Below are 15,005 nucleotides of genomic sequence, written 5' to 3'. Positions count from 1 at the left end.
GTCGGGTCAGTCCGGGACGGATGGCGCCGCGGCCGGGCCCTCCTGCGTCGGTTCCCAGGCTGCCGCGCACAGGGACTCGGCCACGGCGGCCGTGTAACGGGCGGCGGTGAGCCAGTAGGTGGCGAAGCCGTCGGTGTCGGCAGGGAGGAGGCGGCCGAAGAGGTCGCGATCGCGTTGGGCCGCCGAGGTGCACAGGGCGGTGAGCAGTCCGGCGGCCGTGGGGAGGCCCGCGCGGCGGATGCGGCGGGTCTCGGCGGTGACGTCGCCGAGCATGCCGAGGGCAGCGCGGCCCGCCGGGACCGTCTGTTCGACCCGGCGCTCCAGGAGGTACAGGGGCGAGTGCGCGCCGGACCCTCCGGGCTGTGGCGGGGCGGGGTGCACGGGGGCAGCCGGGTCCGGGAGGTCGGCGCGGCGCAGGCGGTCGAGGCCGAGGTCGATCGTGCCTTCGCCGGTGGGGTGCGAGCAGGCGAGGAGAGTGAGCCGGGGGTGGTGGGCGGGCACCAGGCGGCCGATGATCCTCAGCCGTGTCCCCGGAGCCGTGGCCAGCAGCATCAGGTTGTCGCGGTGGGCCAGCGCGGGGTCGTCGTCGGCGACGGTGAGCCGGACGGGAATGCCTCCCTCGCACAGCGCGAGCAGGCAGGTGCCGCCCGACTCCCGTACGGCGCCGAGGAGTTCGACGTCCAGGAAGAGCAGGTCACTGCCGCCGTCGTCCGGGTCCGCGTAGCGGGAGGTGGACCGCAGGGCGCGGGCGGCCTGTTCGGACGGCGGCGTCTCCCACAGGGCGGCGAGCGGCAGCTCCGTCCACGCCACGCCCCAGGCGGTAACGGCCTTGACGCCCTTGCCGGCGCCCAGTCTGCCGTCCGGCGAGACTGTCGCCCCCGAGACCGCCAGGCCGGCCCGGCCCAGCTCCCGGTGGGTGAGCGCGCTGTCCCCCAGGCGCACGGCCCGGTCGGCCACGCCCAGGGCGCGCCCGACGCCGCCGGGTGCCACGTCGCCAACCGTGCAGAGGCGGCCGTCGGATCCGGCGACCCAGGTGCGGACGCCGCCGTGCCCCGAGTCGGTGACCACGGGTTCGGTGAACAGGCCGTACAGGCGCAGCGAGCCGTCCGGGCTGTACGGGCGGCGCGCGCGGCCTCTGACGGCGGCCAGCTCCGCCCCGGACGCCGTCCCCACTCGGTGTGCGGTGCCCAGGAGTTCGGCCAGGGCCGTGACGAGGTCGGCGGTGCGGTAGGACGGGTCCCCGGCGCGGGCCGCGCGCAGCAGCGTGACGACGGACAGCGCGGCGCCCGCGGCGCGCGGCAGGTGCCGGAGCCGGGCGGTGTGCGCGGCGCGGAGGAGGACCGACTGGGTGACGGCGCCGGCCCCGTCGACGCCGGCCTCCAGCACGGCGGCGCCCGCCGACCACAGGGCGTCGGCCGCGGCACGCTGGGCTGGGCTCGCCACCTCGGGCGAGGAGGCAGAGTCGGGGGTGGGGGCGGGGTCCGTTACGGAGGCGGGTTCGGGGACCGCCCGGGTGGGCTGGTCGGCGAGCTCCGGCGCCGGGTCCGCCGTGGGGGCGGCGCAGGCGGCGGCCGCGCGGTGGACGCATGCCGGGGCGAGGAGGCAACCGCAGGTGATGGCGTCCGCCGTCGCCACCACGCCGCCCGGGGCGTGCAGGCGCAACTCGGCCTCGTCGTCGACTGCGATCATCACCGTGTCCCCGTCGCGGTGCGTCGGGCGGGCGCCGAGCTTGGTGACTGTCGCGTCCAGCCGCTTGCGCAGCCGGGGCGAAAGGTCCTCCACCAGCGTGGCCGTGACCTCCGGCGCGACGGGTGGCAACTGGGCGGCGGTCATGCGGTCTTCTCCCCTATCCAGCGGGCCAGTTCGAGTGGGCTGAGGGCCGCCACGGGCATTCCGGCGGCCACGAGCTGCCCGGCGACGCCCGTCGAGTAGCGGGGCCGGCCGGCGTCGTCGAGACTCGCGCACCCGAGGACGTGGCAGCCGGTGTTCACCAGGGCCCGCACCTCGGCGAGCAGTCCGCCGAGCGGCGCGCCCTCCTCGAAGTCGCTGATAACGACGACGAGGGTGCGGGTGGGCACCGCGATCAGGCTGCGGGCGTGCCGCAGCCCGGCGGCGATGTGCGTGCCCCCGCCCACGCTCACCTCCAGCAGGAGGGAGAGGGGATCGTGCACATGGCCGGTGAGGTCGACGACCTCCGTGGAGAAGGCCAGGAAATGGGTGCTCAGGGTCGGCACCCCGGCGAGCACGGAGGCGGTCAGCGCGGACCAGATCGTGGACGCCTCCATGGATCCGGAGACGTCGGTGACCAGGATCAGGCGCCAGTCGGCCGACCGGCGGCCGCGACTGCGGAACACCGGCTTCTCGGGGATCACCCGGACCGTTCCGTCGGCCGTCCTGCGGGCGGTGGCCAGGTTGGCGCGCAGCGTGTGCGGCAGGTCCAGCCGGCCGCCGGGCCGGCGGGTGGGCCGGGCCAGCATCGTGCCGGTGAGGGCGGGTCGCAGCCGGGTGGCGAGCTGCCGGGTCAGTTCGTCGACCAGGTGGCGGACCAGGGGCCGGAGCGCCGCCAGGCGGGCTTCGGGGAGGCCGCCGGCGTACCGCAGGATCGTCCGGAGCAGTTCCACGGAGGGGGTGGCGGCCGCCGGGTCGAGTTCGGCGAGGACGTCCTGCCGGCCTGTCACGGCTGCGGCGGCGAGGACCTCCTCGCGGATGCCGGGGCCGAACAGCGCGGCCAGTTCCTCGGACCACTCGCGGACACCGGGGAACGACGGTTCCCGGCCGCCGCGCGGTCCGGAGCCGCCACCGTGGCCGGGGCCGGGCAGGCCGCTGCGGGCTCCCTCGCCGTGTCCCGCGCCGTAGAGCTCGTCCAGAGCGGTCGCCAGACGGGCGGCGCCGGACGGCAGTTGGTCGGATCGCCGGCCGAGCACGAGCCGCCACCGGTCGGCGGGCGCGAGGGTCCGCGCGGGGGTGGCCTCGGTGGAGGCTGCGGTGTGGGGTGTGACGGTGGGGCGCGTTGCGGCGGGGTGGCCGGACAGCGGTGGGAACCGGTCGTCGTGCGCGGGTGGCGGGACGGGCAGGCCGAGGCCGGTCAGGAGCTCGCGGGCCGCGAGGTCGGCGGCCGTTCGGCGGGCCAGCTCGGCCGGATCGTCCGCGTCGAGGGTGCCCACCCGTTCGCCCAGCCGCTCCTCGACGGTGTCCAGCAGCCGGTCCCGGGCGGCCGGGCTCAGGGTGTCGAAGCCACCGCGCAGGGCCGGCAGCCGGGCCAGGAACGCGGTGTCGTCCAGCTCGACGACCCGGTGCAGCAACGGGTCCAGGGCGCCCACGCCGACGGTCAGGAGTGGGCCCGCCACTGTCAGGACGCCGGTGAGGCGGGCGGTGAGCGCGGCCCGGGAGGTGCTGTCCACGGCCCCGTCCACCCAGGAGGCGACGCGCCCCCCGAAGGTCTCGGCCTCTTCGTGGCCAGTGAGCACCCTGACTGCTCCGGCGGCCGCGGCGATCAACGGGGTGCCGTCGGCGGCCAGCCGGGCGAGGGCAGCGGTGAGCCGGATGCCGCCCAACCGGTCGGCCCGCTGGGCCAGTTCGAGCAACGCCCGGGCGTCCTCGGGCTCCTCGGAGCCGGTCAGGCCGTCGACCTGGCGGACCGCGGCCGAGGTCAGGAGTTCGGCCGCGTGCGCGGTGCGGGCGGCACGGGCGGAGGCGGTGGCGTCCGGGGCCGAGGGGCCGTCGGGCGCGGCCGGGCCCGGCAGGTGGCCGGCGTCGATGCGATCCAGCAGGTCGAGCCCGGCGAGGAGTTCGGGAAGGGTGCCGCTCGCCGGGAGTACGGCCGCCAGTTCAGTCAGCCGTTCGTCGGCAAGGGCGGGGAGCCCGCACTCGGCGGCCTCCGTGAGGCCGCGGACGACCTGGGCGGCCGTCGGGCCGTCCTCCGCGCGCTCGGCCGCGTGCCGCTGCCGCAGCACGCCCATGGCCGCCTGGGCCGGGGTGACGCCGCGGGCCCCGGCCGCGGTGAGCATCGCGGCCGTCGCCGGGGTCCACCGCACCTGCCAGCGCGTCGTGAGTCCTTCCGTGCCCGCCGCGCCGGTCACCCCCTGCTCCTGCGCGTAGGGAATGCCGCACACCGTCAGCCTGCGCAGCAGCAGTTCGCGGCGCCGGTCCAGGGTGGAGCGCGCCGGGTCGAGCCGGAGGTCGCGCGGTGTCTTCTCGTGCGCGTCCTCGGGGCCGGGGAGGGAGAGCGCCGCGGTCTCGGCCTCGACGGCGGGGCCCAGTCCGCTGCGCGGTGCGGCGGGCGCGGGCCGTCCGGTGCGGGCTCCGACGAGTACGCGTTCGAGGGCCCGGGCGACGGCGCGGCCCGTGCCGTAGGTCTCGCCGCGCCCCAGCACCGTCTGCACGGCTTCCAGGAGTTCACCGCGGCCGGGGGCGGGCAGGTCGCGCAGACGGGCCAGGTCACCGGCCACCCGGACGACCTCCCGGCCGTCCGCCGGGCCGTAGGGGTGGCCCTGTTCGCGCAGGGCGGCGCAGACCCGGACCGCGGTGCGGATCAGCGCCTCGTGCAGCGCGGCCGGGTCCCCGGCGGCGTCCAGGACGGTGTGCTGCCACTCCGGGTCCCGGATGCCGGCCGGGTAGCCGGACCGTGAGTCGAGCAGCGGGTACGTGTAGGGGACCAGGGAGACCGTGCACGCCGCCGTCCCGGCAGCGCCGTTCACGTGGCCGTCCGCGCCCGGCTCGGGCGCGGCTGCGGACGCGTCCGGCGCGGGGCCCCCGGTGGCCCCGGAGTCGGGCGTCAGCAGCGCCGGGGTGTGGAAGGCTCCCACCACCACGGCGGGCCGCCGCCCGCTCGCCAGGGCCTCGGCGACATGTCCGCGCATACATGCCTCGCGCACCAGGTCCGTGCGGTGCGCCCCGCCCCGTGCCTCGGCCTCGTGGCGCAGCGCCCAGCCGGTGAGCAGGGCGGCACGGCGGAGCGCCTCGGGTGTTGATCCGGGTGCGAGGGCCTCCACCAGTCTGTCCCACAGGTCGTCGCCGTCCCGGCCGGTGAGCCGGGACCGGAGCGCGGCGGACAGCCCGTGCCCCTCCCCCGGCACGGGCGCGGAGTCGGCGCCCGGGACGGGGGCGGGGGCGGGGGTGTCCGGACCGCCCCCCGCCCACGCCCGGTCGGCCAGCGGCAGGTCGCAGGCCACAGCCGGGACCCCGTTCCTTGCCGCCCAGCGCAGAGCGACCAGTTCGGGCGAGAAGTCCGCGAACGGGTAGAAGGCCGGCCCCCGTGCGCCTGCCGAACCGGGACCGGGCCCGTCGGCGGGCACGGCGGCCAGCGCCACCGGGGCCTCGGTCTCCTCGTGGGCGAGCCAGCCCAGCCAGGGCTGGAACTCGGCGGGCAGTTCGACGAGGAGGACGTCGGGGGCCGCCGCGTCCAGCAGCGCCGGGAGGGCTGCCGCCAGCGAGGGCGCGTGGTGGCGCACCCCGATCAAGAACGGCGACCCGGGTCCGGTCGCCGCGAGGGCCGCCACCGCGGCTTCCGGGGTGGCGGGCCCTGCCGCCGGGCCCTGCGCCGGGGAGGCGGCCGGCGCAACGGCGGTGGGCGAGACCTCGGCGGTGGACCGCGTCTCGGGGGTGGTCGACTCGCTCATCCGTCAGTTCTCCAGCACCGCGCGCAGGTCCCACAGGGCACGCCAGGTGGCCGACCCCTGCTCCGCGCGCCTGCGCACCGGCCCGTCCCAGTACCCCAGCAGCCTTGCCGCGTCGGCGGGGTCGTCCTTTCGGACGACGCCGAGCAGATGGCCGGGCAGGAGGGAGAGCACGTCCCGGTCGCCAGGGAAGTAGGCGGCGGCCAGGCCCAGGGAGCCCGCGACGGAGACCGCCTCGGCCGTGCTCATCACCGTGGACGGGCGCTCGACCTCCCAGCCCTCCACGGAGCGGCCCTCGCGCAGGTCCCGGAAGGCGGTGACAAGGGCTTCGAGGACCGCGTCGTCCACCTGGTAGGCGGCGCCCACGCGTTCGACGGCCGCCCGCGACTGACGCCGGACGAGCGCGGTCTCGGTGTCCACGTCCCCGATGGGGCCAACGGTCTCGAAGTTGAAGCGCCTCTTCAGCGCGGCGGACATCTCCGAGACGCCCTTGTCCCGCAGGTTGGCGGTGGCGATGAGGGTGAACCCGGGGGCCGCGTGCACCTGGGCGCCCTCGCCGCCCGTGAGTTCAGGGACCGCGATCCGCCGCTCGGAGAGCAGTGACACGAGAGCGTCCTGGACCTCCGGCAGGCAGCGGGTGACCTCCTCGACGCGGGCGACGGCCCCCCGGGTCATGGCGGCGAGTACCGGGGAGGGAACCAGGGCCTGCTCGGTGGGGCCCTGGGCGAGCAGCAGCGCGTAGTTCCAGCCGTACTTGAGCTGGTCCTCGGTGGTGCCCGCGGTGCCCTGCACGGTGAGCGCGCTGGTCCCGCAGACGGCCGCCGACAGCAGCTCGGAGAGCATGGACTTGGCGGTGCCGGGTTCGCCCACGAGGAGGAGTCCGCGCTCACCGGCAAGGGTGACCACGCACCGTTCGACCAGGGCGCGCTCGCCGACAAACTTCTGCTCGATCACCAGGCGGGGCGGCACCCCGGCTCCGGGCCGGGCGCCCTTCGGCAGGCTCAGTGCCTCGCCCGCGCTGCCCGTCACGAAGGTGACGACGGCGCGCGGGGTGAGCAGCCAGCCGGGTGGGCGGGGCCCGGAGTCGTGGGCGGCGAGGAAGGCCAGCTCGGTGGCGTACCGGTCCTCGGGCGGCGTGACCTGGCGGAGCTCCCGGCCGGGCACCGTCGCCCGGTCCGGGACGCCGCCCGTGGTGGTGCTGTCCACGGTGGTCGTGATGTCGTTCGTCATCGGCGGCGGCCCTTCCGGGTTGCGCGGGTGTCCAGTTCTTCGAAGGCGGGGGCGTCGCCTCCGCGGACCCGTGCCCAGGCGGCTGCGAACAGCGCGGGCACGGGGAGGTGGGGCAGGGTCCGGGTGGACCCGGCCACGGGGTACAGGCGTTCCTTCCAGGTCTCCAGCGGCAGTCCGGGGGCGCCGCGTTCGAGCCAGCCGCAGGGGAGGAACAGGGTGCGGCCGGCGCGGGAGCGCTTCGCCTCCACGACCAGGCCGGTGGCGGTGAGTTCCGCCCGGGCCTTCTTGATCCGTGCCGGCTTCCACTCGGTCCAGCGGACGCAGTTACGGTCCGTCGGGTCGGGCAGGGCGAGCAGTATCAGGTAAAGCGCGGCAGCGTCCGCGCTCAGGCCGAGGACGTCGGCGGCTTCGGTCACCAGCTCCGGCACCGTACGCGTCGGGTCCTGGGCCGGGTGGTGCGGGGCGCCGTCGGGGGTGCCCGCCGAGGCCAACGCGTCGGTCTCCTCGTCCAGCAGCGCGCGCAGGGCGAGCAGATCGCCGGTGCCGTACGGGCCGACGGTGCCCTCGACGAGGCCGAACGCCGGGTCGTCGGGGCCCGCCAGACCGGCCGGGCGGATCAGGAGCTTCTCGTTGTTGGCGTAGCCGGGGGCGAGGAGCAGCGCCGTGCCGGCCCGGACCAGACCGTCGGCATCGGCGCCGCCGGACTCCGGGAGCCCGTAGGCGGCGCGGACCACGAGGCCGATCGAGCCCCCCGACTCGGCCCATTCCAGACCGAGGTCCAGCACCAGGTCCGGGTCGGCGAGGCGGTCTCGCAAGGCGGTGAGCCCGACGGGCAGGTGCGCCCGCAGGGGGTGCCCGTACGGCAGCGTGTAGGCGAGGGTGCGCAGGGCCGTCACGGCCGAGGAGACCTCGCCGCGTGCGCCCGCCCGGCGCAGTCCCGGGCGTCCGGTGCCGTCCGGGACATCGGTGCCGTGGGCGAGCCAGGTCCGGGAGCCCGCGTTGAGGATCAGGTCGACGGCCTCCGCGGTGGTGCCCGACAGGTCGAGATCCAGTTCCTCGGGGACACGGACGAGGGAGGCCAGGCGCTTCTGCCACACCTCGGCGGCTGCCCGGACGTCGGGGCCCGTGGACCACAGCTCGGCCGGGTCGGCGGGCAGCAGTGCCTGGAGCACGGCGTGCCGGTCGTCGCGGGGCAGGGCGTCCAGCCTGGACTGGGCGGCCTCGAAGGCACGTGTCTTCACCCCGAGGAGCGCGAGCGCCTCGGCGCCGGGCTCCTTGACGGCTGCCGACAGCAGGGCGGCGGACTGGAGGGGGCCGATGCCGGTGGCCGTGTGGAACGCCTCGGCGGCCTCCGGACGCCAGGGTGCCGGGCCCTGTTCCCGTACCTGGGCGGTGAGCCGGGTGAGCCGGTCGCGGTCGATGCCCTGTCGGTGAACCTTCTCGCGGTCCAGGGTGAAGCCGGGGACGGGGCCGAAGGCTCCGGTCGGGTCGTGGTCCAGGGCGAGCCAGCGTACCGCGTCGTTACGGGAGTTCCATCCGTGGCCGGCGAGGACCACGATGGTGCGGGCGCCCCTGCGCAGCACCTGGCCGAGGCGGTGCACGGTCTCGGGGCGTCCCGATCCGGTCGCCCCTCGGGAGATCGGCTCGACGAGTTCCACCTGCCGGACGGTGCCCGCCGGGTCGGCCAGCGGGCCCGCGGCGAGGGTCTCCAGGAACACGAGGAGCCCGGTGCGGTGCTCGGGGGAGGTGGTCGCCGAGGCTGCCCGGTAGGCCAGTTCGGGCAGATCGCCGAGGAGATCGGTCCAGGTCAGGGAGTCAACGGGCACGGTGCACTCGTCCCGCTGCCAGCCGTCCACGGGAGTGAACGGGACCGTGGACAGGATGGGTGGGCCGAACGCCGGCTCGCCGCCGAAGACATGGTTGACGGCGAGGATCTGCCGGATCACGGTCCAACGGCGCCCGGCTCCCCACCAACCACCTCGCATCCGCTCGGAGTTCCAGGCCGAGGCCGACTGCAGGGTCATGTCGTCGCCGTGCTCGGGCTCCTGATCGAAGAACATGCCCTTGGTGCGTGCGGTGTTCCGGGGCGTGGCCGGCTCCACGGGCTTGGGCAGTGCCAGGTACTGGGCGGCTGAGACGGCCCGGTACACCGCGTTCCGTACGACCGCGGTGACGCCCGCGAGAAGCCTTACGTCGGACACCTCGGGCAGTACCCGGGCGACGGCCTCCTGGCTCAGCTCCTGCGAAGAGGGCCCGGTGTACTCCTTGACGGCCCGGAACGCCTCCAGGTGCCGTTCGACCGCGGCGGCGACCTCCTTGAACAGTTCCCCCGCCCGGGAGTCCGTCAGGTTGCGCAGGACGGTGGAGCCCCGCTCGTCCCTTGGGCGCAGGGCGTGCCAGTAGGCGACGGGAGGCACATAGGGGGTACCCGCCGCATCACCCCCGCCGCTGGAGCCGGGGGTGACGGACCACAGTTCCCCACCGGTGCCGTCGGTGTCCGCCGGGTGCGCTTCGACGGAGCGGTGGTGCAGGGCCACGACCGGCCGTGAACCACCGGGCAGGGTGAGGGCGCCCAGCGGCACCGGACGGTCCCCGCCGGGCAGCGGGTACGGCAGGGTGACCGTGTGGCCGTCGGGGGTTCCGGCGACGATGCGGTGGCCGTCGGCGGGGGCGGCCGTGCCGGGCTCGGTGACCGTTTGTCGGATCCAGCGGCCGAGGACCGTGCCGTCCGTGCCGAACGGGGTGGTCTCCAGACCGGGCTGGAGAGGCAACACCTGGCAGTGCTCGGTGAGCAGCCGGGTGCCGTCCCGCACCCCGGAGCGGAGGAAGGCGGGGAGGGATGCGCGGCCGTGCGTGCCGCCGGCCGGGTCGTACTCCAGCCACACCCGCTCCGTGCCCTGGTGGCCCTCGCGCCAGAGACCGGTGCCGTCGGAGATGACGGCGCGCTCGGGCGGGAGGGAGGTGTCGCCCGCGTGCAGGGCCTTGCCACCCGTGGCGCGGCCGCCGCCGGGCAGCGGCAGGGAGACCTCGTCCGAGGGGCCGGAGCCGCCCCAGCGGGGGATCTGCTCGCCGCCGACGGTGAACACCTCGGCGGGACGGTGCGACCAGTAGCCGTGCAGCTTGCCGTCCTCCCACCAGATGACCAGCAACTCGCCGTCGACGTAACGGAAGGCGAGCTGCCGCCAGTGGTCGACGGTGGCGGGCAGCCGCAGGGTGTGCCGCAGCAGAACGCCTTCCGGACCGACGACAACGGCCCGTTCGAGGGTGTTGAGGATGAGCGCGGGCCAGGCACTGGTGACACCGACGTCCTTCGACCGGTGGCGCTGCTGACGCGTGGCGGCGGCGGCCTCGGCGGCCAGTTCGGCGTAGGTCTCGTCCAGCGCGGACCAGCCCAGTTCGTCGAGGACGCCGGTACGCAGGGTGGAGGCGAGCAACGGCACGACATCGTGGGCCTCGATGAGCCGCACGGCTTCCGGGGCGACGTCCGCGACCACGGTGCGGAACGCCGAGAGCCTGTTGAGAGCGGTGTTCAGCCCGGGGAGCCCTCGCGCGGCCGCGTATTCCTCGGCGCGGCCGGTGAGCCACTGCCCCAGGATTCCGGAGAGCACGGGGTGTGCCGCCAGCTTCGCCATGCCGGCGTCGCTCAGCCGCTGGCCGTGTCCGTCGCCGAGGCCGCCGACGTTCCGGCTCAGAAGGGCGCGGAAGACCGGCCGCTGGGCGACGGCGATCAGATCACGTGCGCCGGGCGCTTTGTCGATGAGCCACGGGCCGACCGGGACACCGGCGGGCTGCGCGGTGCCCGTGCCCTGGTCGTCCGGCTCGGCGACGGGGACGCCGGAGGCCAGGCAGAGGTCGAGGAGGTCCAGGTCGGCGGTGCGCTGCCAGCGGCCCTGGAACAGCTCGACGGGGCGCCCGTCGGCCCGCAGCCGGTCCGCCATCCGGGCGGCCAGGTCGAGGGTCTGCGGGCTGCGGCCCGAGGTGACCCGGTTGCGCCGGCGGTGTGCCTCCCAGCGGGCGAGCCAGTCCGCCGGAGAGACGGACGGGTCGGAGGAGCCGGAGGGAGCGTTGCCGGAGGTGCCCGGGAGGGTGGTCAGCAGGTCCTCGGCGCCGGACTCGGCCAGCAACGCGAGCCAGCCGGATTCGCCGTCCGTGTCCCGGCCGCTCTCGCTGAAGGTCTCCGGGAAGAAGCCGAGGAGCCGGGCCCGCACAGCCGCGTCCCGTCGAGCGAGGGCGATGAGCGCGGAGCGGTAGGTCTCCCAGAACGAGGCGGGGGCGCGGACGACGCCCGGGGAGCCGATCAGATCGGCCACCAGGTCGCGTTCTGCGGCCTCGCGGTCCAGCCCGGCGGCCTTGACCAGCGCGCGCACGTCCTGTGGCAGCGCCGCGTACGGCGGCATGCCGGCCGCGCAGCGCTCGACCAGCAGACGGCGGAACTGCGCCCAGGCGTCCGCCGGTGCGAGCCGGGCCACCAGGTCCCGCACGTACTGCCGCAGCGCCTTGACGGTCAGCGCGCCGGCGAAGGCGAACTCCAGGAAGACGGCCCGCTGCCGGTCCTCGTCCACGACCAGCCCGTGCACCCGCTCGGCCTCGCGGGCCTTGCCGAAGAAGGAGGCGGCGTACGTGGTGTTCTCGGCCTGGAGGAAGAGGCGTGCCACCTGCTCGTAGTAGGTGGGGAGGAAGTGGGGCACGGCCCGGCCGAGCCGGGTGCCGAGTGCGTCGAAGCCCTCCTTGGCCGCTCCGGCGCGGGTCCTGGCCTGCCGGCCCAGCCGCTCGATGTCTTTGACCAGGGCCAGGGCGTGGTGCCCGTTGGCCGGGTCGTTGACCAGCGCCCAGGCCGGGAAGCCCAGCGTCTCGCGGCGCACCTGGCCCACGACGGGGGCCTCGGCGGTCCGGGCCAGCCCGAGGAACTCCAGGGCCAGGTCCTCGGCTTCGCCGAGGGTGCCGGGCACGAGCCGGACCACGGGGCGGTCGCCGAGGGCGGTGTGCGTGTAGGTGCGGGCGGTCAGCGCGTCGGCGTCGTCCCGGTCGGTGGTGCCGAGCGGGAGGATCGCGCCCGCGTCCAGCAGGGTCGCCGCGCGGGCCTCGGCGGCGAGGGTGGAGGTGCTCTCGCCCCGGGCCTGGGCGGGGAGGGACGCCTCGCCCGCTGCCGTCGTGTTCGCGTTGGTGTTCGTCGTCGTGGTACTCATGCCGTCCGCTCCTCGTCCTCCACGTCGCGGCCGGCGTAGAGCGCCGCCGCCATGCGCATGCCCTCGGACCACGCGACGGGGCCGACCTCGGCGGCCGTCAGCGCCCGCCCCGCAGGGTCGGTCCAGCCCAGGGGGCCCGTCTCGGTGCCGTACTCGTCGTATCCGTCGTGCTCGCCGATCCAGATGCGCGCCTCGGCGGTGGCGCCGTCCTCGACGACCGGGCAGACCGCGTATCCGCCGCGCGACCGGTACCCGAGTTGGGTGACGCGGCCGTGCAGGAAGCGCAGTTCCTTGAACACGCCGCCCGCGTAGGTGTCCACGGAGGTGGTGTCCGGGGCGAGGCCCGGCGGGCGGCGCCACACCTCGCGGAACAACTGCTCCACGTTCTGGCGCACCCCCAGTTCGACCGCGAACTCCCGCAGCTCGTCGAGGTCGTCGAGGAGGACGGGGTGGGGCACGCTGACGACGTCCGGGGTGATGCGGACCGTGTCGCCGTCGAGGTCGACGAGGCCGAGACCGCGGTCGGGGTCGACATCGCGCAGGAACCCGGCTGCCCCACCGTCCGCGCCGGTGACCACCACGTCCCGCAGGGCCGCCTGCCACGCCGGGTCGGGCCAGACCCGGGCGAGCACGGCCGTGGGGACGGGCAACGAACGCACCATCCACTGCTCGACGTCGGTCAGGCACTGGTGTGCGTGCCGCTCCAGCCACTCGGTCAACTGCCGAAGCCCGACGACCGCCGGGTCGTCCTTCAATCTGGCCGGGACGGACTTCAGCCGCCGGCCCTTCCCGTTGCGGCAGACCACCTTGCCCGCCTCCAGGGCGACTTCGTAGTCGCCCGCCGGAACCCACCCCATGCGCTGTTCTCCCCGTTGTTCCGGACGGCCGCCGAACCGACGGCACGCTGATGAAACCCGTCAACGGCAACCCACCGTGACGAGTGAGAGAGACTCTAGGCGTCCCCAGTGACAATGAGTTCGGGCCCCCTTTGCTTCGTCGTACGGGCCCGCACCCCAGAAGGGACCGCCCGGCCGTGCCCACCGTCCCGCCGGGGCCCGCGACGCCACGGGGCCCGCCGGCGCAACCGACGGAACCCGTGGTGGAACATGCGCACTTGTATGCGCCCACGCGCCCCGAAATACCGTTCCTGACCGACCATGGCAGACGGACATCGTGGGGGACGCATGGCAAGAACCGCGCGACAGACCCTGAACACACTCAGCCGCTCGACGAACATCCACGTCCAGTCAACGGCAGAACTCGCTGCCCATGTCGACTCAGCAGCGGCGGCCTTCGACAAGAAACGCCGGGACAAGGGAAAAGAGCCGATACGCAGGAAACCTGAGCTGCTCCCCGTTCCACGAGCCGAGTGCAATCGGGCGATCGAACTGACCCCGTGGCAGGTGCTGCACGCCGTGGCGCGTGGCTACGTACTGGCCGGCCAGGGAATGGGGCGCGGGCTCGCGGAACACTGGCTGAGCCTGAAGTTCTGCGAGGCTCTGGGCGTCAATCGTGCCGGTTCCATGGATCTCACCGACAAGGGCCGCACTCCCGAGCGCTGGTACAAGGGCATGCAGGCCCGGGAATTGGCCGTCGGCTTCGGACTCGCCGTGGCAGAACACATAGTGCAACGAAGATACCCGAACCACGTCATCTCGATCGTGGACACCAGTACCGTCCTGCGAGCCGGCTGGCCCCTGAACGTCTCACAACGGAACAAGACCTCACGGCCCCGCCCCGACTACCTCATCGAAGCATGGAAACCCGGCGAGCCGTCGAAAATCACGCTTGTAGCCTGCCGAGGAAACCACCAGAAGCCGAGCAAACGAGGAGGGCGGACCCGCAGCACCACCGTCCAGCAACTGGCAAAGGGCGCCGAGCTGACCGAAGGCATGCACATCGGCCCGTGGAATACGACGCCGTGCCTGATCCTGTCCACAGAACTCATGGGGCAGGGCGGAATCGTGGTCAACGCACTGCAGACGCGAGGCGAATCCCTTCTCCCCCTCCGTACACCGGGTGCCCCGGGAAACGCCGATATAGAGATCCGAGACAAGGCCGGCATCACCTACCCGAACGCCATTCACATACCCGCCCGCGACGGGAAACGCGCACGGACCGCCGACGGCTTCCAAATAGCCGAGGCCGACCGCGGTTGGTTCGGTCAGCTCCTGGCCCGTACCGGAGCTGCCAACCTGACCGTTCTGGCCGGCGGAGGACCCCGAACCGCCCAGTACCTCACCACGCGTCAGGGACGACAGCACTACGACGTGCCCACCTTCGCCGCCACGTCAAGCGTTGACGACGCAGACATCCAAGTCGGCGGCACGAAATTCGTCGGCACGGACCACGTCTTCCGTATGGGGTCCGTACGCATCGAGGCATTCTCCGGCATGGCCGAGCACCTGTACGAACTCATCAAGAAGGGCCGCGTGGAGGAATACCGTCAAGCCGCCTTCCAAAGCCGCTCCACCCCGCAAGACCCCCACGGAACCGGCAGATGGAACGGGCCGATCTCCTTCCACGACGACGGCACCGTCATGGCCCTGAGCATCCTCCCCATCCGCAGACGGCAACCTCACTGAACGCACCCGAAGCGTCGTCAACGCCCGCCCCCAGCAGAAGGGACGTAGACGCCCCGACCCAACAGGCCACATCGATCGCCCCGCAGAGAGACCCGCCGCGACACGCAGAACCCCCGTCGGCACCTGCCGACGGGGGTACGCATCTCTCACATCGCTCTCACCAACACCGTAGACACTCCTGGACCACAGGGGCCTGACCTGCACTTACGCGCGTCACCTGGACCACCCTGGACCGCACAAGACACGATCTACAACCTGTGCCATGTAGCACCGAGGAAGGTCCCCATGACGAGGACCGGGGCCTCTTCTGGCCCGTCAAAGCGGTATTGCAGGGTTTCGACGTTCTTCTCACTCACCCCCTCACGCTCCCGCATCTCACATTCTCTTCG

General features: G+C 74.2%; 6 protein-coding genes and 1 pseudogene. 1 reads left to right on the top strand and 6 read right to left on the bottom strand.

What is annotated here, in order from left to right:
- Positions 1 to 6: 6 nt before the first annotated feature.
- The 5 genes from OG936_RS29945 to OG936_RS29925 are packed head-to-tail and all read right to left on the bottom strand — an operon-like array spanning position 7 to position 12,888.
- Positions 7 to 1,833, bottom strand: a complete 1,827-nt coding sequence (locus OG936_RS29945; protein ID WP_406498927.1) for a hypothetical protein — start codon at positions 1,831 to 1,833, stop codon at positions 7 to 9.
- Positions 1,830 to 5,618 (bottom strand): vWA domain-containing protein, encoded by a 3,789-nt coding sequence (locus OG936_RS29940; RefSeq protein ID WP_406498925.1) that lies wholly within the window; start codon positions 5,616 to 5,618, stop codon positions 1,830 to 1,832. Before OG936_RS29940 ends, OG936_RS29945 begins: the two co-directional genes overlap by 4 nt.
- Positions 5,619 to 5,621: 3 nt before the next feature.
- Positions 5,622 to 6,845 carry an AAA family ATPase gene (locus OG936_RS29935; protein ID WP_406498924.1) on the bottom strand — a complete coding sequence of 408 codons (1,224 nt, stop codon included), beginning with the start codon at positions 6,843 to 6,845 and terminating at the stop codon, positions 5,622 to 5,624.
- Complete coding sequence (locus OG936_RS29930; RefSeq protein ID WP_406498922.1) at positions 6,842 to 12,031, bottom strand: hypothetical protein; 5,190 nt, start codon at positions 12,029 to 12,031, stop codon at positions 6,842 to 6,844. Before OG936_RS29930 ends, OG936_RS29935 begins: the two co-directional genes overlap by 4 nt.
- A complete protein-coding gene (locus OG936_RS29925; RefSeq protein WP_406498921.1) occupies positions 12,028 to 12,888 on the bottom strand; it encodes a DUF4132 domain-containing protein in 861 nt (286 codons plus the stop codon). Before OG936_RS29925 ends, OG936_RS29930 begins: the two co-directional genes overlap by 4 nt.
- Positions 12,889 to 13,215: 327 nt before the next feature.
- Between OG936_RS29925 and OG936_RS29920 the strand changes: the two genes are divergently transcribed.
- The gene (locus OG936_RS29920) at positions 13,216 to 14,616 is read left to right on the top strand and encodes a hypothetical protein (protein WP_406498919.1); all 1,401 of its coding nucleotides are present in this window, start codon (positions 13,216 to 13,218) and stop codon (positions 14,614 to 14,616) included.
- A 257-nt stretch (positions 14,617 to 14,873) separates the two neighbouring features.
- On the opposite strand, the pseudogene OG936_RS29915 reads toward OG936_RS29920, so the two are convergent.
- Positions 14,874 to 14,990 (bottom strand): annotated as a pseudogene (locus tag OG936_RS29915) (3-oxoadipate enol-lactone hydrolase); the annotation flags it as partial.
- Positions 14,991 to 15,005: the final 15 nt, after the last annotated feature.

This window comes from Streptomyces sp. NBC_00846, from assembly GCF_045207325.1.
In the GTDB taxonomy this organism is placed as follows: domain Bacteria; phylum Actinomycetota; class Actinomycetes; order Streptomycetales; family Streptomycetaceae; genus Streptomyces.
This window is presented reverse-complemented; position numbering and strand designations above follow the sequence as displayed.

Bases quoted from the DNA above. Each gene is read 5' to 3' on its own strand.
- OG936_RS29930 (WP_406498922.1), bottom strand. From the start codon at position 12,031: ATGAGTACCACGACGACGAACACCAACGCGAACACGACGGCAGCGGGC.
- OG936_RS29925 (WP_406498921.1), bottom strand. From the start codon at position 12,888: ATGGGGTGGGTTCCGGCGGGCGACTACGAAGTCGCCCTGGAGGCGGGC.
- OG936_RS29935 (WP_406498924.1), bottom strand. From the start codon at position 6,845: ATGACGAACGACATCACGACCACCGTGGACAGCACCACCACGGGCGGC.
- OG936_RS29945 (WP_406498927.1), bottom strand. From the start codon at position 1,833: ATGACCGCCGCCCAGTTGCCACCCGTCGCGCCGGAGGTCACGGCCACG.
- OG936_RS29940 (WP_406498925.1), bottom strand. From the start codon at position 5,618: ATGAGCGAGTCGACCACCCCCGAGACGCGGTCCACCGCCGAGGTCTCG.
- OG936_RS29920 (WP_406498919.1), top strand. From the start codon at position 13,216: ATGGCAAGAACCGCGCGACAGACCCTGAACACACTCAGCCGCTCGACG.